This window comes from Paracoccus benzoatiresistens, assembly GCF_026913015.1.
GTDB classification, from domain to species: domain Bacteria; phylum Pseudomonadota; class Alphaproteobacteria; order Rhodobacterales; family Rhodobacteraceae; genus Paracoccus; species Paracoccus benzoatiresistens.
Genome location: NZ_JAPTYD010000006.1, coordinates 87,783 through 107,004 on the forward strand (window position 1 = coordinate 87,783; position 19,222 = coordinate 107,004).

General features: G+C 66.8%; 13 protein-coding genes and 1 pseudogene. 9 read left to right on the forward strand and 5 right to left on the reverse strand.

Annotation, left to right across the window (positions count from 1 at the left end; all coding sequences use genetic code 11):
- Window positions 1-166: 166 nt before the first annotated feature.
- From OU682_RS06940 to OU682_RS06955, 4 genes and pseudogenes are all read left to right on the forward strand, one after another.
- A complete protein-coding gene (locus tag OU682_RS06940; protein ID WP_268941346.1) occupies window positions 167-1,135 on the forward strand; it encodes an iron-siderophore ABC transporter substrate-binding protein in 969 nt (322 codons plus the stop codon).
- Window positions 1,132-2,085 (forward strand): annotated as a pseudogene (locus OU682_RS06945) (FecCD family ABC transporter permease); the annotation flags it as partial. The gene OU682_RS06940 and the pseudogene OU682_RS06945, both read left to right, overlap by 4 nt.
- Before the next feature lie 74 nt (window positions 2,086-2,159).
- Window positions 2,160-3,188, forward strand: coding sequence for a FecCD family ABC transporter permease (locus tag OU682_RS06950; protein WP_268941348.1), 1,029 nt, complete (start codon window positions 2,160-2,162; stop codon window positions 3,186-3,188).
- The gene (locus OU682_RS06955; RefSeq protein ID WP_268941349.1) at window positions 3,185-3,988 is read left to right on the forward strand and encodes an ABC transporter ATP-binding protein; all 804 of its coding nucleotides are present in this window, start codon (window positions 3,185-3,187) and stop codon (window positions 3,986-3,988) included. The genes OU682_RS06950 and OU682_RS06955 overlap by 4 nt, the downstream gene beginning before the upstream one ends.
- Window positions 3,989-4,075: 87 nt before the next feature.
- Here the strand turns inward: OU682_RS06955 and katG are convergent, their stop codons facing one another.
- The gene (katG, locus tag OU682_RS06960; RefSeq protein ID WP_268941350.1) at window positions 4,076-6,313 is read right to left on the reverse strand and encodes a catalase/peroxidase HPI; all 2,238 of its coding nucleotides are present in this window, start codon (window positions 6,311-6,313) and stop codon (window positions 4,076-4,078) included.
- A gap of 446 nt (window positions 6,314-6,759) precedes the next feature.
- On the opposite strand from katG, the gene OU682_RS06965 reads away from it, so the two are divergent.
- A complete protein-coding gene (locus OU682_RS06965; protein WP_268941351.1) occupies window positions 6,760-9,426 on the forward strand; it encodes a Hint domain-containing protein in 2,667 nt (888 codons plus the stop codon).
- A 172-nt stretch (window positions 9,427-9,598) separates the two neighbouring features.
- Window positions 9,599-11,374, forward strand: coding sequence for an SLC13 family permease (locus tag OU682_RS06970; RefSeq protein ID WP_268941352.1), 1,776 nt, complete (start codon window positions 9,599-9,601; stop codon window positions 11,372-11,374).
- On the opposite strand, the gene nhaA is transcribed toward OU682_RS06970, so the two are convergent.
- Together nhaA and OU682_RS06980 are read right to left on the reverse strand one after the other, a co-directional pair.
- Window positions 11,375-12,562 carry a Na+/H+ antiporter NhaA gene (gene nhaA / locus OU682_RS06975; RefSeq protein WP_268941353.1) on the reverse strand — a complete coding sequence of 396 codons (1,188 nt, stop codon included), beginning with the start codon at window positions 12,560-12,562 and terminating at the stop codon, window positions 11,375-11,377. It lies immediately after the preceding gene.
- A gap of 112 nt (window positions 12,563-12,674) precedes the next feature.
- Window positions 12,675-13,805 (reverse strand): AI-2E family transporter, encoded by a 1,131-nt coding sequence (locus OU682_RS06980; RefSeq protein WP_268941354.1) that lies wholly within the window; start codon window positions 13,803-13,805, stop codon window positions 12,675-12,677.
- A gap of 154 nt (window positions 13,806-13,959) precedes the next feature.
- On the opposite strand from OU682_RS06980, the gene OU682_RS06985 reads away from it, so the two are divergent.
- The 3 genes from OU682_RS06985 to cysN all read left to right on the forward strand — a co-directional run bounded on the left by OU682_RS06985 (window position 13,960) and on the right by cysN (window position 18,184).
- The gene (locus OU682_RS06985) at window positions 13,960-15,204 is read left to right on the forward strand and encodes an Hsp70 family protein (protein ID WP_268941355.1); all 1,245 of its coding nucleotides are present in this window, start codon (window positions 13,960-13,962) and stop codon (window positions 15,202-15,204) included.
- 131 nt (window positions 15,205-15,335) lie between these two features.
- Window positions 15,336-16,265: a sulfate adenylyltransferase subunit CysD gene (cysD, locus tag OU682_RS06990; protein ID WP_268941356.1), complete on the forward strand. Its 930-nt coding sequence runs from the start codon at window positions 15,336-15,338 to the stop codon at window positions 16,263-16,265.
- Window positions 16,265-18,184 (forward strand): sulfate adenylyltransferase subunit CysN, encoded by a 1,920-nt coding sequence (cysN, locus tag OU682_RS06995; RefSeq protein ID WP_268941357.1) that lies wholly within the window; start codon window positions 16,265-16,267, stop codon window positions 18,182-18,184. Before cysD ends, cysN begins: the two co-directional genes overlap by 1 nt.
- Window positions 18,185-18,250: 66 nt before the next feature.
- Here cysN and OU682_RS07000 read toward each other — a convergent pair whose 3' ends face one another.
- Together OU682_RS07000 and OU682_RS07005 are read right to left on the reverse strand one after the other, a co-directional pair.
- A complete protein-coding gene (locus tag OU682_RS07000; RefSeq protein ID WP_268941358.1) occupies window positions 18,251-18,748 on the reverse strand; it encodes a gluconokinase in 498 nt (165 codons plus the stop codon).
- Window positions 18,749-18,751: 3 nt separating this feature from the next.
- Window positions 18,752-19,042 carry a DUF2218 domain-containing protein gene (locus OU682_RS07005; RefSeq protein WP_268941359.1) on the reverse strand — a complete coding sequence of 97 codons (291 nt, stop codon included), beginning with the start codon at window positions 19,040-19,042 and terminating at the stop codon, window positions 18,752-18,754.
- Between the last annotated feature and the right edge of the window lie 180 nt (window positions 19,043-19,222).

Consider the following 19,222-nt stretch of genomic DNA (forward strand, 5'->3'; position numbering starts at 1 on the left):
TTGACGCGCGTCTAATCAGGCCGCGCGACGGCTGTCTTGTAGATTCCTACGTTTTTTGTCAGAAACCACGGAATTCTGCCCGTCACGCGTCCTGACCCTGCGTGACAGGCTTGACGCGGCGCGGCCGCGACAGGCAAGCCGCCGCCCGAGCGTGATGGAGATCCCGATGCGAAGTTTCCCGATCTGGCTGTTCTGGCTTGCCGCAGCGGGCGCGGGCCATGCCCAGGACTATCCCATCGCGATCCCTCATGCCTTCGGCACGACCACCATCGCGGAAAGGCCGCAGCGCGTCGCCACCGTCAATTCGGGCAATCACGAGGTTCCGCTGGCGCTTGGCGTCGTGCCGGTCGGCATGGCCGCCGCGAACTATGGCGATGACGACGGCGACGGCATCCTCCCCTGGGTGGCCGAGAGGCTGGAGGAACTGGGGGCGGATGCCCCGGTCCTCTTCGACGAAGGCGACGGGATCGACTTCGAGGCGGTGGCCGCGACCCAGCCGGACGTGATCCTGGCCGCCTATTCGGGGCTCACGCAGGCGGACTACGACACGCTGTCGCAGATTGCCCCGGTCGTGGCCTATCCCGATGCCCCCTGGACGACCGAATGGCGGCAGATGATCCGCATGAACAGCGCCGGCATGGGCATGGCGGTCGAGGGCGATGCCCTGATCGCCCGGATGGAGGCCCGGATCGCCGAGACCGCCGCGCGGCACCCGCAGTTGCAGGGCAAGACGGCGATGTTCGTGACGCATCTGGACAGCACGAACCTTTCGGTCGTGAACTTCTACAGCGCCCATGACACGCGGGTGAAGTTCTTCGCGGATCTGGGCCTTGCCATGCCCCGGAGCGTCATCGAGGCGACCCGGCCGGGGCAGTATTCGGGATCGATCAGCGCCGAACGGATCGACGCCTTCGACGACGTGGACATCGTCGTGACCTATGGCGGCGCGCCCCTGCTGGCGGCGATGCGGGCGGATCCGCTGATGCGCCACATGCCGGCGGTGGCCCATGATGCCATCGTCACCCTGGGCAACGATCCCCTGGGCAATGCCGCCAATCCGACCCCCCTGGGACTGCCCTGGGTGCTGGAGGACTACGCCGCCCTGCTGGCCGGGGCCGCGCGGAAATCCGAATGACGAATGCCGCCCCCAGCCCCGGCTTTGCCCTGCGCCCGGACCGCTTCCGCGGGTTGTGGCTGCTGGCCGTGCTGGCGCTGCTGGCGGTGCTTTGCGCCCTGTCGGTCGCCATCGGCACGCGGGACGTGGCCCTGGGCGACATCGCGGCCGCCTTGCGGGGCGAGGTGGACACGATCGCCCAGGCCGCGGTTGCCGCCCGGATCCCGCGCACAGTGCTGGCGGCGCTTGCGGGCGCGGCGCTTGGGATGGCGGGCACCATCATGCAGGGCGTGACGCGCAACCCGCTGGCCGATCCGGGGATCCTGGGGGTGAACCTGGGAGCCTCGCTGGCGATCGCGGTGGCGGTGGCCTTTTTCGGGATCGCCTCGGCCCAGGCCTATGTCTGGGTGGCGATCGGGGGCGCCGGAGGCACGGCGGTCTTCGTCTACACCATCGGCTCGCTGGGCCGCGGGGGACCCACCCCCCTGAAGCTGGCGCTGGCGGGAATGGCGACCTCGGTCGCCTTTGCCTCGCTGGTGCTGGGGGTGATGCTGTCGCGGGGCGACATCGCGGGCGGGCTTCATGCCTGGCAGATCGGCGGCGTCGGCGGGGCGACCTTCGCGCGGATGGTCCATGTCCTGCCCTTTCTTGCGGTGGGATTCGTGATCAGCCTGGCCTCTGCGCGCAGGCTGAACTCTCTGGCCCTGGGGGACGAGACGGCGGCGGGCCTGGGCGAACGGGTGGCGGTCGCGCGCGGCCTGGCCTCGCTTGGGGCAATCCTGCTCTGCGGGGCGACCACGGCGATCTGCGGCCCGATCGGCTTCGTGGGCCTGATCGTGCCGCATCTGTGCCGCCTGCTGGTGGGTGTCGATCACCGCTGGCTGCTGCCCTTCTCGGCCCTGGCTGGCGCCTGCCTGCTGATCGGGTCCGACATCGCGGGCCGCATTCTCGCCCGCCCATCCGAGCTTGACGTGGGCATCGTCACCGCCTTTATCGGCGCGCCCTTCTTCATCTGGATCGTCCGCCGCACCCGGGTGCGCGCGCTATGACCGCCCTCGACCTGATCACGGCCGGCCGCCTGCGCCGCGCCAGCCGCCGCAGAACGGTCATCGCGGCGGCACTGGCGATGCTGCTGGCCGGATTCGCGCTGACCCTGATGCTGGGCCAGTCCTTCGTGGCGCCCCAGACCGTGCTGCGGGTGCTGGCGGGACAGGAGGTGCCGGGCGCATCCTTTACCGTGGGCCAGTTGCGCCTGCCGCGCGCGGTCCTGGCGGTGCTTGCGGGGCTGTCCTTTGGCCTGGGCGGCGCGGCCTTCCAGATCATGCTGCGCAACCCGCTGGCCAGCCCCGACATCATCGGCATCAGCCGGGGCGCCAGCGCGGCCGCGGTCTTTGCCATCGTGGTCCTGGGGATCGACGGGCCGATGGTGTCGGTCTTTGCCGTCATGGCCGGGCTTGGCGTTGCCATGGCGATCTATGGCCTGTCCTTCCAGGGCGGGATCGCGGGGACGCGGCTGATCCTGGTGGGCATCGGCGTTTCGGCCATGCTGGACAGCTTCATCGCCTATACCCTGTCGCGCGCGCCGTCCTGGGATCTGGACCAGGCGATGCGCTGGCTGACAGGCAGCGTGAACGGCGTGCAACTGTCCCAGGCCCTGCCGCTGCTGGTTGCACTGGCGGTCTTCGGCGGTCTGCTGGTCAGCCGCGCGCGCGACCTCGAGGCGCTTCGCCTGGGCGAGGACACCGCCGCGGCGCTTGGCACGAATGTCGCCCTGACGCGCGTGCTGGTGATCGTCGCCGCCGTGGGACTGATCGCGGTCGCCACCGCCATCACCGGGCCGGTTGCCTTTGTGGCCTTCCTGTCCGGCCCGATCGCCGCGCGCATCCTGGGACCGAACGGATCAGTGCTGGTCCCGGCGGGCCTTGTCGGCGCGCTGCTGGTCCTGGGGGGCGATTACGTGGGCCAGTTCCTACTGCCCGCGCGCTTTCCGGTGGGCGTCGTCACCGGGGCGCTTGGCGCGCCATACCTGATCTGGCTGATCGTGCGCGTGAACCGCGCCGGAGGATCGTTGTGAGCAACCATTCCCTTTCCGTCCGCAGCCTTGTCGCGGGCTATGGCGACCGGACGATCCTGCGGAGTCTGGACCTGGAGGTGCTGCCGGGCCGGATCACCGCCATCGTCGGCGCCAATGCCTGCGGGAAATCGACCCTGCTGCGAGCCATGTCGCGGCTGCTGCCCCCGCGTTCGGGTCAGGTCTTGCTGGACGGAAAGGCGGTCCACCGCATGGCCCCGCGCCAGGTCGCGCGGATCATGGGCCTTCTGCCGCAATCGCCCGTCGCGCCGGAGGGCATCACTGTGGCCGACCTGGTCAGCCGGGGCCGCCATCCCCATCACGGCATCCTGTCCCGCTGGTCGCCGCGCGATGACGAAGCCGTGGCCGCCGCGCTGGAGGCCACCCGCACGACCGACCTGGCCGAACGCGCGGTGGACGAGCTTTCGGGCGGGCAGCGCCAGCGGGTCTGGATCGCCATGGCGCTGGCCCAGCAGACCGACCTGCTGCTGCTGGACGAACCCACGACCTTCCTGGACATCAGCCACCAGGTCGAGGTTCTGGATCTGCTGACGGACCTGAACCACCGGCGGGGCACGACGGTCGTGATGGTTCTGCATGACCTGAACCTAGCCGCGCGATACGCTGATCATCTGGTGGCGATGGCCGGCGGCAAGCTGCACGCGCAAGGGTCCCCTGAAGCGGTGCTGACCGAGGACAACGTCCGCGCCGTCTTCGGCCTGGACAGCCGGATCATCCCGGATCCGACCTCGGGGCGGCCGATGATGCTGCCCATCGGGCGGCACAGGATGGCGGCGGAATGATCCTGACGTGACCAGCGGCGAAGGCCATCGCCTTCGCCGCCTGTCTCGGGTCCATGAAGCCGGGCCGGTGAAGCCCGGCTTTTTCTGTCAGACCGGGTTCAGTTCGCGCCGCGCGTCGAACCGGTCGGCGTTCATCACCTTGGACCAGGCGTGGCCGAAGTCGCGCACGAACTTCTGCTGGCAGTCGTCCTGGGCGTAGACCTCGGCGATGGCGCGCAGTTGCGAGTTCGACCCGAAGATCAGATCCACCCGCGTTGCCGTCCAGCGATGTTCTCCGGTGCGGCGGTCGGTGCCGTCAAAGACCATCTGGTCGTCGTCCTGAGCCTTCCAGACCGTGTCCATCGACAGCAGGTTGACGAAGAAATCGTTCGTCAACTGCCCCGGACGGTCAGTCAGCACGCCATGATCGGTATGGTCCCAGTTGGCGTCCAGCGCGCGCAAGCCGCCGACCAGAACCGTCATCTCGGGCGCGGTCAGGGTCAGAAGCTGGGCGCGGTCGACCAGCAGCTCCTCGGCCGGGACATTGAACTTCTGGCGCTGATAGTTGCGGAAACCATCGGCCATCGGCTCCATCCAGTCGAAGCTTTCCACGTCGGTCTGCTCTTGGGTGGCATCGCCCCGGCCGGGGATGAAGTCCAGCGTCAGGTCGTGACCCGCAGCCCTGGCCGCCGCCTCGACCGCCGCGTCGCCGCCCAGCACGATCAGGTCGGCAAGCGAGACCTTCTTCGCGCCCTTGGCGTCGAATTCGGCCTTGATGCCTTCCAGCACCGACAAGACGCGGGCCAGTTGCTCGGGCTGGTTCGCCTCCCAGTCCTTCTGCGGCGCCAGGCGGATCCGCGCGCCATTGGCGCCGCCGCGATAGTCCGAGCCCCGGAAGGTCGAGGCCGAGGCCCAGGCGGTCGCGATCAGCTCCGGCCCGGTCAGGCCGGATGCCAGCACCCGCGCCTTGAGATCCGCCACGTCGGCCGCGTCGATCAGCGGGTGATCCGGCGCGGGGACCGGATCCTGCCAGATCAGGTCCTCGGACGGAACCTCGGGGCCGAGATACAGCACCTTCGGGCCCATGTCGCGATGCGTCAGCTTGAACCAGGCCCGGGCAAAGGCATCCGCGAACTGGTCGGGATTGTTCAGGAACCGCAGCGAGATCTCGCGATAGATCGGATCCTCGCGCAGCGACAGGTCGGTCGTCAGCATCGCCGGCGCGATCTTCCTGGACGGGTCATGCGCGTCGGGCACCGTGCCCTCGCCCGCGCCGTCCTTGGGCTTCCACTGCCAGGCGCCCGCGGGCGACTTGGTCAGTTCCCATTCATAGCCGAACAGGTTCTTGAAGAAGCCCATGCTCCACTGCGTGGGGGTCTGGGTCCAGACGACCTCCAGCCCGGACGAGATGGTGTCCGCGCCATGGCCCTTGCCGAACTTGCTGGTCCAGCCGAGGCCCTGCAATTCGATGGCCGATCCTTCGGGATCCACGTCCACATGGCTTGCCTCGCCCGCGCCGTGGGTCTTGCCGAAGGTGTGGCCGCCCGCGATCAGGGCAACGGTTTCCTCGTCGTTCATGGCCATGCGCTTGAAGGTCTCGCGGATGTCGCGCGCGGCGGCGATCGGGTCGGGCTTGCCGTCCGGGCCTTCGGGGTTCACGTAGATCAGGCCCATCTGCACGGCGGCCAGCGGGCTTTCCAGCGCACGGTCGCCCGACCAGCGGCTGTTCGGCTTGTCGGAGGTCGCCAGCCACTCGGTCTCGGATCCCCAGTAGATATCCTCGGCCGGTTCCCAGACATCGGGGCGTCCGCCGCCGAAGCCGAAGGGCTTGAAGCCCATCGATTCCAGCGCGACGTTGCCCGTCAGGATCAGCAGGTCGGCCCAGGACAAGGCGTTGCCGTACTTCTTCTTGATCGGCCAAAGAAGGCGGCGGGCCTTATCCAGGTTCACGTTGTCGGGCCAGCTGTTCAGCGGCGCGAAACGCTGCGCCCCCGCCCGCGCGCCGCCGCGTCCGTCGGCGGTGCGATAGGTGCCGGCGCTGTGCCAGGCCATGCGCACGAACAGCGGGCCGTAATGTCCCCAGTCGGCGGGCCACCAGTCCTGGCTGTCGGTCATCAGCGCACGCAGGTCGGCCTTGACGGCGGCCAGATCCAGCCTGCCGAATTCCCTGGCGTAAACGAAGTCGCCACCCAGGGGGTTCGACTGTTCGTTGTTCTGATGCAGGATCTTCAGGTTCAGCTGTTCCGGCCACCATTCGCGGTTCGAGCGCGCCTTGGCGCGCGTGTTGCGGTTGCCGCTGTGCTGGATGGGGCAGAGTGCGCCCGCACTGGGTGTCTTGTCGTCCATGTCATCCTCCTTGATCCGCGGCGAGAAGCCGGGGCCTGGGCGCCCGAACCGGGCCGCTTGCGCGGCCGCGCGGCAGGGCCGTCGTGGTGATGAGATAGAATCCAGAAGACCGGGAATCAATGCGGTCTTCAGCCGCAAGGAAGTCCTTCGTTCCTGACCGGCAACGACCCGGCAGCCGCACAAATTGCACGAGTAGATGCAACTTATAGGCGATTTTTTGCCTTACTTCATCTCCAGCGTGTCCCAAAGGTTAATTCTGGCAGGTTTCATGCTATCTGCAATCTGCCTCCAATCAGCATCCGTGCCCCGACCCCTTATTAAAGGATCGTTTGATGCCTATTGAATTTCAATGGATTGTTTCTGAAAACCGCACAAGTTGCCCATTGGTCCTGTTCCGCCGCAAGGAGCCCGGAAGCCTTGTTCACTCATGGGACCGGGGGTAGAACATGGCCAGCGTCACCTACAGCATGCTTTATCTCGGCAGGTTGCCGGATGCAGATCCCACCGAAACGAATACTGCGCCCGAAAACACCGCCGTCCTGAACGGCAAGACCTTCGGGTCGTCGGGAAATCCGATCTTTGCACAAAGTACGCGGGTCACTCTCAACGACTTCAACAATGACGGTTCGGTTTCCACGAACTATGCGGCCGCCAATACGACGGACAATGTCACCTATCGGATCGGCACCACCAATTACACACAGGCGGCGGACTCGATCTTCTTCGTGACCAATGCCACTGTCGTGCAGACATTGGACGGCGGCGGCACGCGCACGCTGACCAACGTCACGCTTCGGGTTTTCCAGGCGGCCAATGGCGACACGTTCCTGCTGCCGCCTGCTTCGGCGAACCAGCAACCGGGCGAGGCGCAGCTGGTCGAGTATCCGATCTCCAGCATCACGATCCCCCCGACCGGCACATACAACACGACCTTCAACGCCATATCCACCTCTCGCGTCGCCCTTCCCTTCGAGGACGGCTATGTCGATGGCACGGACGGAAACGACCTGATCGCCGACAGCTATACCGATGGCTCGGGTGACCGGATCGACGCCAATGACGCGATGCTGCCCGGGACCACCGGCAATCAGGATTTCATCCGCGCGGGACTGGGGAACGATACCGTCTATGCCGGCAACGGCGCCGACAGCGTGCGCGGCGGCGACGGGGACGACCTCCTTTACGGCTATGGCCAGACAACGGGGGATGATGGCGCGAACGATTCCCTTGAGGGCGGCGCCGGGAACGACACGGTCTATGGCGGAGGCGGGGCCGACAGCATCCTGGGGGATGCGGACAACGACCTGCTGGACGGTGGCACCGGCAATGACTTCCTGGACGGAGGGGCGGGCCTGGACACGCTGCTTGGCGGCGCCGGGAGCGACGCCCTTCTGGGCGGCTCCGAGGCCGACAGCCTGGTCGGCGGCGCGGATGGCGACAGCCTCGGCGGCGGCGATGGCAATGACCGGATCTTCGGCGACGATACCCTGGGCACCGACACCACGGGCGGCGCCGACACCATCGACGCGGGCGCGGGCGATGACGTGGTGGTTGCCGGGGTCGGCAATGACAGCGTGATCGGCGGCCTGGGTGCCGATTCCGCCACGGGGGGCGCCGGCAACGATTCGCTTTACGGCGACGACAGCCTGGGGACCAATACCGCGGGCGGGGCCGATACCCTGGACGGCGGTGCCGGAACCGATGTCCTGATCGGCGGATACGGCGCCGACAGCCTGATCGGCGGCGCGGGGGGCGACAGCCTCGGCGGCGGCGAGGGCAATGACCGGATCTTCGGCGACGACACCCTGGGCACCGACATCACGGGCGGCGCCGACACCATCGACGCGGGCGCGGGCGATGACTTCGTGGTGGCCGGCGCGGGCAATGACACGGTCACCGGCGGCCTGGGCGCGGATTCGCTGTCCGGAGGCGCCGGCAGCGACACGCTTTACGGCGATGACAGCCTTGGCGCTGACACCGCGGGCGGGGCGGACACCATCGACGCCGGCGCCGAGGCCGATGCCGTCTTCGGCGGCTTCGGATCGGACAGCCTGGCTGGCGGGACCGGAGGCGACACGGTCAATGGCGGGGCCGGAAACGACGTGCTGGGCGGCGGATCGCTGTCGGGCGGGGCCTTTGTCGATGACAACACGGCCGACACCCTGACGGGCGGCGAGGGGTTCGACCGCTTCATTGCCGGGAACGGGGATCTGATCTCGGACTTCGGGACAACGGGTGGCAATCCCGGCGGCGGCAACGACAGCGTCGATCTGTCGGGCTATTACAACGCGGCCAACCTGGCGATCGTCAACGCGGCGCGGGCCGCAGCCGGCCAGCAGCCTTATGCCACGCCGCTTCGCTGGTTGCGGGCGGACCAGGCCGACGGCACGCTGAACGACATCAGCACCGCCAATGGCTTTGGCAGCAGCTTCTCGCTGCGGATCCAGAATGGCGGCACGGCTGTCGAAGGCAGCGCGCTGACGTTGGAAACCGTCAACGTGGTCTGCTTTGCCGATGATGTCCTGATCGAAACGCGGGACGGGCCGGTTGCCGCGGGCGACCTGTCGGCGGGCACCATGGTGCGGACCCGCGATGCCGGGCTTCAGCCGATCCGCTGGATCGGACGCCGCAGGCTGAACGCGGAAGATCTTGCCGCCATGCCCCATCTGCGGCCGATCCGCATCCGCAAGGGCGCGCTTGGCGCGGACACCCCCCGGGCCGATCTGGTGGTCTCGCCCCAGCACCGCATCCTTGTGCGGTCCGGGATCGCGCAGAAGATGTTCGGCGCGCCCGAGGTCCTGGTCGCGGCCAAGCAGCTGTTGACCATCGAGGGGATCGAGAACGCCGATGACATGGCCGCGGTCACCTATGTCCATTTCCTGTTCGACGGCCACCAGATCGTCATCTCGAACGGAGCCGAGACCGAGTCGCTGCATACCGGCGCGCAGGCGCTGAGCTCCGTCGGCCCTGCCGCGCGCGAGGAAATCTTCACGATCTTTCCCGAATTGCGCCAAGGGGCGGAACGGCCGGCCGCCCGTCCGCTGGCTTCGGGACGCATGGGCCGCAGGCTGGCCATGCGGCACCACCGGAACCAGAAGCCGCTGGTGGCCTGACGACGGAACGCCGCCCCGGAACGGGCGGCGTCCTTTCCGGGCATCCGGCCCGGGCAGCTTGGGCGGCGGGAAAAATCTTGCTGCCGACCGGCCCTTGCCGCGCAACCAATTCTTTGCGGGATCGGTTTTGCAGATGACTCCTTCCTGCAAGGGGCGCAGTGAAGGACTTTCCATGACGACACAGCAGATGCTTGCCTTCGCCATCGTCGGCGTGATGATGGTGTTGTTCATCTGGGGCAGGCTTCGATACGACGTGGTGGCGATGCTGGCGCTGCTGGCCTCCCTGCTGGCGGGAACGGTCTCGCCCGACAATGCCTTTACCGGCTTTTCCGACGACATCGTCATCATCGTCGGCAGCGCCCTGGTGGTCAGCGCCGCCGTGTCCCGGTCCGGCCTGATCGAGGCGGTGCTGCGCTGGCTGGTCCGCCGCCTGTCCACCATGGGGATGCAGCTTCTGGTGCTGGTGGGGTCGGTCACGCTGCTGTCGTCGCTGGTCAAGAACATCGGCGCCTTGGCGATGATGATGCCCGCGGCGCTGAAGATGGCGCGCAAGTCCGGGCAGTCGCCCTCGCTTTACCTGATGCCAATGTCCTTCGGCTCGCTTCTGGGCGGGCTGATCACGCTTGTCGGCACCTCGCCCAACATCATCGTGTCGGGCGTGCGCGAGGAAATGACCGGCCAGCCCTTCCGCATGTTCGACTTTGCCCCCGTGGGCCTGGGACTGTCCGCGGTGGGGGTCACGTTTCTGATGTTCGCCTGGCGCCTGCTGCCGTCGGACCGTCGGGCCACCGCATCGCTGGGCGAGGCGGTGACGATCAGCGACTACAACACCGAAGCGACGGTGCCCGAGGGCTCGGTGACCGTGGGGGTGACGGTTGGCGCGTTGATCGGCATGGTCGATGGCGAGATCACCGTGACGGGCCTGATCCGGAACGGCGAACGGCGCAAGGTCGTGCTGTTCGACACGGTGATCGAGGCGGGCGACATCCTGCTGCTGCGGGGCGAGCCCGACCGGCTGGAACGGACGGTCGCCAAGGGCGGGCTGGAACTGGCGGGGCACGACACGGCCTCGAAGCTGGAACTGCCGCCCAGCCGGATCGGCGTGATCGAGGCCGTGACCACCGTCAACTCGTCCCTGATCGGCAAGAGCGTGGGCAGCATCCGGCTGTTCGACGAACAGGGCATCAGCCTTCTGGCCGTGTCGCGGTCGGGGCACCGGATGACGGAACGGCTGTCCAAGATGCGCCTGCAGGCGGGGGACGTTCTGCTGCTGCAAGGCCCGGTCGAGCTTTTGCCCGAACGCATCCGCACGCTTGGCCTGCTGCCCCTGGCCGAACGCAGCCTGCAGATCGGCAGCGTCAGGAAGGAACTGTTGCCGATCCTGATCCTGGGCACGGCCATGGCCCTGACCGCGATGGGCATCCTGCCCGTGGCCATCGCCTTTTTCGGCGCGGCGGTGCTGATGATCGTGACCGGCGCGATCAGTCCCGAACGGGCCTACGAGGCGGTCGAGTGGCCGCTGCTGATCATGCTGGGCGCCCTGATCCCTGTCAGCGAGGCCCTGCAGACGACCGGCGGCACCGACCTGATCGGGGCCTGGCTGTCGAATGTCGCCACCGGCCTGCCCGTCTGGGGCGCGGTCGCGCTGATCATGGTCGCGGCCATGGCGGTGACGCCCTTCCTGAACAACGCGGCCACCGTGCTGGTCATGGCCCCGATCGCCGTGACCTTTGCGGGCACCCTGGGCCATGCGCCCGAGGCCTTCCTGATGGCCGTGGCCGTGGGCGCGGGCTGCGATTTCCTGACGCCCATCGGGCACCAATGCAACACGCTGGTCATGGGGCCGGGGGGCTATCGCTTCAGCGACTATCCCCGGCTGGGCCTGCCCCTGTCGATCCTGGTCGTGCTGACCGGGGTGCCGCTGATCCTGACGGTCTGGCCGGTCTGATCAGCGGACGGACTGCATCCGGCGCGGCGCCTCGCGTTTGGCAAGGCGCAGGACCGTATAGCCCGCGACACCGGAAATCAGCGACCCGATCAGGATGCCGATCTTGGCCTCGTCCTGCAGCAGCGGATCGGCGAAGGCCAGAAGCGAGATGAACAAGCTCATGGTGAAGCCGATCCCGCACAAAAGCGCGGTGCCGAACATCTGCATCCAGCTGGCCCCGACGGGCAGGTCCGCCCAGTCCAGCCGGACCAGGATGATGACCGATCCGAAGATGCCGACCAGCTTGCCCAAGGCCAGGCCCGTCGCAACGCCCAGCGTGACCGGGGCAACCAGCGCGTCGGCGCCCAGGCCCGCGAAGCTGACGCCGGCATTGGCAAAGCCGAAGATCGGGATGATCACGAAGGACACCGGCGTCATCAGCGCATGCTCCAGCCGGTGGAGCGGGCTTTCGGCGGGGGGCGCCTCGGGCGTGGCGGGGGTGCGCTTCAGCGGAATGGTCAGGGCCAGCAGGACGCCCGCGATGGTCGCATGGATGCCGGACCGCCAGACGAAGAACCACAACATCACGCCCAGCACCAGATAGGGCCACAGGCGCAGCACGCCGGCCCGGTTCAGACCAAGCAGCGCCGCGAAGATCAGCGCCGCGATGCCCAGATCGGCCGGCGACAGGCCCGTCGTGTAGAACAGCCCGATCACCACCACCGCGCCCAGGTCGTCGATGATCGCAAGCGCCGCCAGAAACACCTTGAGCGACGTCGGCACCCGCGATCCCAGAAGCGAGATCACCCCAAGCGCGAAGGCGATATCGGTGGCCGAGGGAATCGCCCAGCCATGCGTGGCCCCGGTGCCCCATGTGAAGAACAGGTAGAACAGCGCCGGCACCGCCATGCCCGCCGCCGCCGCAACCCCGGGCAGGATCCGCCGGGGCCAGGACGACAGGTGGCCGTCCACCATCTCGCGCTTGATCTCCAGCCCCACCATCAGGAAGAACAGCGCCATCAGCGCGTCGTTGATCCAGTGTGCCAGCGACAGCGGGCCGATATAGGCGTGGAGGGCGTGGAAATACGTTTCGGACAGCGGCGAATTGGCGATGATCAGCGCCAGGATCGCCGCCATGATGAGCAGAATTCCCCCCGCCGAGCCGCTGTCAAGGAATTTGCGGATGGTATTCTGGATTCGGCCTGCCATGAACGGACCCCCTTTTTCAGAAACGGTTCAACCAGTCTCCGTATTCAGGGGTCGTCCCTGGGCGCACGCAGCACACGCCATGCGCGGGATAATATTCAGCAAGACCCGGGGATCAAGGGGTTTGCGAATGGCTTCGGATTTCACGCAGCCATTCGCGCCAGATGGCGACCAGCAGCGCCATCAGCACCGGGCCCACGAACAGCCCGACGATTCCCATGGTCTTGACGCCCCCCACCAGCCCGAAGAACGTGGGCAGGAAGGGCATCTTGACCGGGCCGCCGACCAGCACGGGACGGATTGTCTTGTCCACCACGAATAGCTCGATCGACCCCCACAGGAACAGCAGCACCCCCGCCAGGGGCGATCCGCTGGCCGCCAGATAGATCGACACCAACGTGAAGCACAGCGGCGCGCCGCCCGGGATCAGCGCCATGATCCCCGTGATGACGCCCAGCGTCACCGGCGACGGCACCCCCGCGATCCAGTAGGCGATGCCCAGGATCACGCCCTCGCCCATGGCGATCAGGGCCATGCCGGTGACGGTGGCGCTGATGGTCAGCGGCACCACGCGCGACAGCCGTTCCCAGCGGACGGGCAGGATGCGCGCGCCGATGATGTCGATCTGGCCCGCGATCTTGTGACCGTCGCGATAGAAGACGAACAGCGCGATCAGCATGAACAGCAGGTTCAGCGCCAGGTGGAAGGCGATGTTTCCCGCCGCCAGGACGCTGCGATAGATCGAGGCGATGGTGTTGCCGCTGGTCAGTTGCACCAGTTCCGCAATGGCGCCGGGGCGGCCCACATGGCGGGCCCATTGTTCGTCGATCCAGCCCCCGATCTGCGGCAGCTCGCTCATCCAGGCAGGGGTGGGCGCGCCATAGGCGTTAACCTCGAACCCCCAGGAAATCCACTGCTGCAGCTCGCGAAAGGCGTAAAGCAGCGCCATGGTGATGGGCACCACCAGAAACAGCACGATCACCAGGATGAACAGCGCCGCGGTGGCGGTGCGGTCGATTCCCAGGGCCCACTGCACATTGCGCGACAAGGGCCAGCTGGCAAAGGCGATGATCGTCGCCGCCAGCACCGGCACAAGAAAGCCGTGGAAGAAATAGATGGCGGCGGCGATGATGAAGACCAGAAGCCAGCGGGCCGCCGATATGTCGCTGATCAGGGGAAAGGGCGTCACCGGTTCGTCCGGTTCCGGCGTGTCGATCCGTGGCGTTGCAAAATGGGAGTCGATCATGCCGTCGTGCCTGTTCCTCGGATTGCCGCTGCTTTCATGACTGTTGCATTGCTGATCGCCGCGTCAACCCGTCTTCGGGGGAAATGACCCTCCCGGAGCTTGCAGGCGGCACGGCAACCCGCTAGCCGGCTGGGCTTTCACCAAGGCCAGGCCCATGTCCTCCATTCTTGCCATCGACTTCGGAACCTCGAACTCAGCCGCGGCTATCCTTGAAGGCGGCGCGGTGCGGCGCGTGCCGATCGAGGGGGCATCGGACACCCTGCCCACGGCGGTCTTCTTTCCCGCGCGCGGCGGGGCCATGCGCATCGGCGATGCCGCGGCGGCGGCCCTGATCGGGGCCGAGGAAGGCCGCTACATGCGCGCGCTGAAAAGCGTGCTGGGCACGCCGCTTCTGCACGAATCGCGTCTGATCGGCGGACGGCGGCGGACGCTGGCGCAGGTGATCACCGCCTTTCTGACCGAATTGCGGCAGCGCGCCGAGGCCGGGACAGGCCGGCCCCTTGCCCGGGTCCTGTCCGGCCGGCCGGTGCGGTTCCACCCCGATCCGGCCCGCGATGCGCAGGCCGAGGCCGACCTGCGCGCCTGTTATCATGCCGCGGGCTTCGAGGACGTCGCCTTCATGCCGGAACCCGAGGCAGCGGCACTGGCGTGTCACGGCATGGGCGGGGCAAGCGAGACCGGGCTGATCATGGATATCGGCGGCGGCACTTCGGACTTTTCGGTCTACCGGACCGAGGGCGGCAGGGTGCGGATCCTCGCCAGCCACGGCATCCGGCTGGGCGGGACGGATTTCGACGGGGCCGTTTCGCTGACCCATGCGATGCCGCTTTTGGGCCATGGATCGCAGTTGCGCCGAGAGATGGGACCGGGCCTGCTGCCCGTGCCGAACGCGATCTACGTGGATCTGGCTGACTGGGCGCATATTCCCTTCACCTATACGCCGGAAAACCGCAGGCAGGCCCGGCAGATGGCCCGGCTGGCGGCAGAGCCGGCCTTGCTGGAGCGACTGGTCACCCTGCTGACCGACGAATTGGGCCACGACCTGGCCTTTGCGGTGGAACGCGCCAAGATCGCCGCCAATGACGGAACGGGGACGCAGATCGGCATGGGCTTCATCGAGCCTCACCTTGCCGCAGCGATCAGCCGCGCATCGCTGGGGGATGCCCTGGAGGGGTTTGGCCGGGATCTGCAGGAAGCCGTGTCGGACACGCTGGCGGGCGCGGGCGTGGCGGCGGGCGAGATCGGCAGCGTGGTCCTGGTCGGGGGCTCCAGCCTGATGGGCCTCGTCACCGATCTGGCGGCCCGGATGCTGCCCGCGGCACGCCTGCACCGGTCCGAGGCCTTTACCGCCGTTGTCGATGGTCTGGCATTGGGCACAGCCGTGGAACAGCGTTCCTGATGGGGCGGAATATCCAGGAAATGCTGATTTTCCTTGCATTCCAAACTTGCATCTTGCCCGGTGCTGAAGGATAGCGTTTCCGCCTGTCCTGAAGGATGTTGTCCGCCCGTGACGAACCGAAAGTTGATGCCATGAACAGCCTTGCCGAAACCGTGATCACCCCGGCGACCCTGACGCATCTCCAGCGTCTTGAAGCCGAAAGCATCCACATCATGCGCGAGGTGGTGGCCAATGCCGAAAACCCGGTGATGCTGTATTCGGTGGGCAAGGATTCGGCCTGCATGCTGCATCTGGCGCGCAAGGCCTTCTATCCGGCGCCGCCGCCCTTCCCGCTGCTGCATGTGGACACGACCTGGAAGTTCCGGGCGATGTATGAACTGCGCGACCGGGCGGCCAAGGCGGCGGGCATGGACCTGATCGTCCACCACAACCCCGAGGCGATGGAAAAGGGCATCAACCCCTTCGACCACGGCAGCCTGCATACCGACATGTGGAAGACCGAGGGGCTGAAGCAGGCGCTGACCAAGTACAATTTCGACGTGGCCTTCGGCGGCGCGCGGCGCGACGAGGAGAAATCCCGCGCCAAGGAGCGCATCTTCTCGTTCCGCTCGGCCAACCACCGCTGGGACCCGAAGAACCAGCGCCCCGAGTTGTGGAAGCTCTACAACACCCGCAAGGCCAAGGACGAATCGATCCGGGTCTTCCCGCTGTCGAACTGGACCGAGCTGGACATCTGGCAATACATCCACCTGGAAAACATCGAGATCGTGCCGCTGTATTTCAGCGAACCCCGTCCTGTGGTGGAACGCGACGGGTTGCTGATCATGGTCGATGACGACCGCTTCCCGCTGAAGGATGGCGAGCAGCCGCAGATGCGGTCGGTCCGCTTCCGCACGCTGGGCTGCTATCCCCTGACCGGGGCCGTGGAATCCGAGGCGCGGACCCTGCCCGAGGTTATCCAGGAAATGCTGCTGACCACCACCTCAGAACGCCAGGGCCGCGCCATCGACAAGGATCAGGCCGCCTCGATGGAGAAGAAGAAGCAGGAAGGGTATTTCTGATGACCGCCCATAGCCAAGATCCCGTCTATGTCACCGATGCCCTGATTGCCCAGGATATCGACGCCTATCTGCTCCAGCACCAGCACAAGACCATGCTGCGCTTCATCACATGCGGATCGGTGGATGACGGCAAGTCCACGCTGATCGGCCGGCTGCTTTACGACAGCAAGATGATCTTCGAGGACCAGCTGGCCTCGCTGGAGGCCGATTCCAAGGTTTCGGGCACCCAGGGCGGAGAGATCGACTTTGCCCTGCTGGTCGACGGTCTGGCCGCCGAGCGCGAACAGGGCATCACCATCGACGTCGCCTATCGCTTCTTTGCCACCGACAAGCGCAAGTTCATCGTGGCCGACACGCCGGGGCATGAACAATATACCCGCAACATGGTCACGGGCGCATCCACCGCCGATCTTGCGGTGATCCTGATCGACGCGCGCCAGGGCGTGCTGACACAGACCCGGCGTCACAGCTACCTGGTGAACCTGCTGGGCATCCGCAACGTCGTGCTGGCCGTCAACAAGATGGACCTGGTCGATTACTCGGCCGAGCGGTTCTATGAGATCGTCGCCGATTACAGCCACTTCGCCAAGCAGATCGGCATGGACAGCTTCCTGCCGATCCCGATTTCCGGGCTGAAGGGCGACAACATCGTTTCCAGAAGCCCCGAGATGCACTGGTACCAGGGGCCGACCCTGCTGGGCCACCTGGAACAGGCGCCGGTCAACGACGCCCGGATGCAGGACAGCCCCTTCCGCATGGCCGTGCAGTGGGTGAACCGCCCGCATCTGGATTTTCGCGGCTTCGCGGGCCAGATCAGCGCCGGGACCGTGCGTCCGGGCGATGCGATCCGCGTCCTGCCCTCGGGCAAGGTGACCACCGTGAAATCCATCGCGACCTTTGACGGCGACCTGAGCCAGGCGGTCGCGGGCCAGTCCGTGACCCTGACCTTCGCGGACGAGATCGACTGCTCACGCGGCGACGTCATCGTGCAGGCCGACGCGCCCTGCGAGGTCGCCGACCAGTTCGAGGCCACCCTGGTCTGGATGGCCGAATCCGAGATGCTGCCGGGCCGCCCCTATCTGCTCAAGATCGGCACCCAGACCGTCAGCGCCACCATCACCGAGCCGAAATACGAGGTGAACGTCAACACGATGGAGCATCTGGCCAGCAAGACGCTGGGCCTGAATGCCATCGGCGTGGTCAATATCTCGACCGACCGGCCCGTCCCGTTCGAGGCCTATGACGACAACCCCGACCTGGGCGGCTTCATCCTGATCGACCGGATGACCAATGCCACCATCGCCGCCGGGATGCTGCATTTCGCGCTGCGCCGGTCGCAGAACATCCACTGGCAATCGACCGACATCAACCGTGACGCCCATGCAGCGCAGAAGAACCAGAGGGCCAAGGTCGTTTGGTTCACCGGCCTGTCAGGTTCGGGCAAGTCGACCATCGCCAATATCGTCGAACGCAAGCTGCACGCGATGGGCAAGCACACCTTCCTGCTGGACGGCGACAACGTGCGGCACGGGCTGAACCGCGACCTGGGCTTCACCGATGCCGACCGCGTGGAAAACGTCCGCCGCGTGGGCGAGGTCGCGAAGCTGATGACCGATGCCGGGCTGATCGTGCTGACCGCCTTCATCTCGCCCTTCCGGTCTGAACGGCGGATGGTCCGCGACATGATGGCCCAGGGTGAGTTCCTCGAGGTCTATGTGGACACCCCCCTGGAGGTCGCCGAGCAGCGCGACGTGAAGGGCCTCTACAAGAAGGCGCGGTCGGGCCAGTTGAAGAACTTCACCGGCATCGACAGCCCCTACGAGGCGCCCGAGCAGGCCGAACTGGTGGTCAACACCGTGGCCCTTTCGGCCGAGGACGCCGCCGACCGCGTGGTCGAGGCGATCCTGTCCCAGGGATAGACGCCGCTTCGACAGGCGATCAGGGGCATCCGGCAGGGCCTGCCGGGCGCCCCTTTTCGTCTGGAGTCATCGGGCCGACAACTGCCGAATGGCCTCGGCGACGGTTTCGTCCAGGGGGCGCGTCATGTCCAGCCGGATGGCGGCCTCGTCCGCCCCGGGCTGTTCCAGCGTGGCCAGTTGCGATTGCAGCATCGCCGGCGGCATGAAATGGTCCCGCGCCTGCATCCGCGCCAGGATCACGGCGGCTGGCGCCTGGGGATAGACCAGCACCAGCGGCCCGATCCGGTCGCGCAGGATGTCGCGATAGCTGCGCTTGAGGGCCGAGCAGGCAAAGACCGTCTCGCGCGTCATGGCGGACAGCCGCACGGCCTCGGCTAGGGCCAGCAGCCAGGGGCGCCGCATCGCATCGTCCAGCGGACGGCCCGCCGCCATCGCAGCGCGGTTCCCGGGCGGGTGGTAATCGTCGCCCTCGATGAAGGCGGCGTTCAGATGGCCCGCGATGGCTTTGGCCAGGCTGGACTTTCCGACCCCGCTTGGCCCCATGACCAGGATGCAGCGCTGCATCCTCTAAACGTCGCGCTGGCGGTCCGTCCGGGTGAAGTCCTCGCGAAAGGCGAAGCGGGCCGGATGGTTGTCAATGATGGCCTGCAGGCGTTCGACTGCCGCCGCGCCCGTGACAGTGCATTGCAGCCCCCTGTCCGACACGCCCAGCCGGGCCTTGCCGATCTCGAAGCCGATGGATCCTTTGTCCCTTTCGACCGCGCTGGACATCTTGTGGCCGAAACCCTTGCAGGGCTGCATCATGGGGCGGTGCGCGTGGCTGGTCTCAAAGCCGCCGGTGCTGAGTTCGGTGCCCATCCTTGTCCTGTTGCTGTCTTCATTCGGCCGGCAGGTGGCGCCCGGGCAGGACGAATGTCAATCGAGCCAGCCGGTTCAATCCGGTGACAATAAAGTCATGGGACAGGAACCAAGGCCAGGGAAAATCGTTCTTCGCCCGTGTAAAGTTGCTATTTCGCAATAAGTTATCGAGTTTGCCCG

Coding starts and splice junctions, on each gene's coding strand:
- cysN (WP_268941357.1), top strand. CDS start 16,265: ATGACCGCCCATAGCCAAGATCCCGTCTATGTCACCGATGCCCTGATT.
- cysD (WP_268941356.1), top strand. CDS start 15,336: ATGAACAGCCTTGCCGAAACCGTGATCACCCCGGCGACCCTGACGCAT.
- OU682_RS06970 (WP_268941352.1), top strand. CDS start 9,599: ATGACGACACAGCAGATGCTTGCCTTCGCCATCGTCGGCGTGATGATG.
- katG (WP_268941350.1), bottom strand. CDS start 6,313: ATGGACGACAAGACACCCAGTGCGGGCGCACTCTGCCCCATCCAGCAC.
- nhaA (WP_268941353.1), bottom strand. CDS start 12,562: ATGGCAGGCCGAATCCAGAATACCATCCGCAAATTCCTTGACAGCGGC.
- OU682_RS07005 (WP_268941359.1), bottom strand. CDS start 19,042: ATGGGCACCGAACTCAGCACCGGCGGCTTTGAGACCAGCCACGCGCAC.
- OU682_RS06980 (WP_268941354.1), bottom strand. CDS start 13,805: ATGATCGACTCCCATTTTGCAACGCCACGGATCGACACGCCGGAACCG.
- OU682_RS06985 (WP_268941355.1), top strand. CDS start 13,960: ATGTCCTCCATTCTTGCCATCGACTTCGGAACCTCGAACTCAGCCGCG.
- OU682_RS07000 (WP_268941358.1), bottom strand. CDS start 18,748: ATGCAGCGCTGCATCCTGGTCATGGGGCCAAGCGGGGTCGGAAAGTCC.
- OU682_RS06965 (WP_268941351.1), top strand. CDS start 6,760: ATGGCCAGCGTCACCTACAGCATGCTTTATCTCGGCAGGTTGCCGGAT.
- OU682_RS06940 (WP_268941346.1), top strand. CDS start 167: ATGCGAAGTTTCCCGATCTGGCTGTTCTGGCTTGCCGCAGCGGGCGCG.
- OU682_RS06950 (WP_268941348.1), top strand. CDS start 2,160: ATGACCGCCCTCGACCTGATCACGGCCGGCCGCCTGCGCCGCGCCAGC.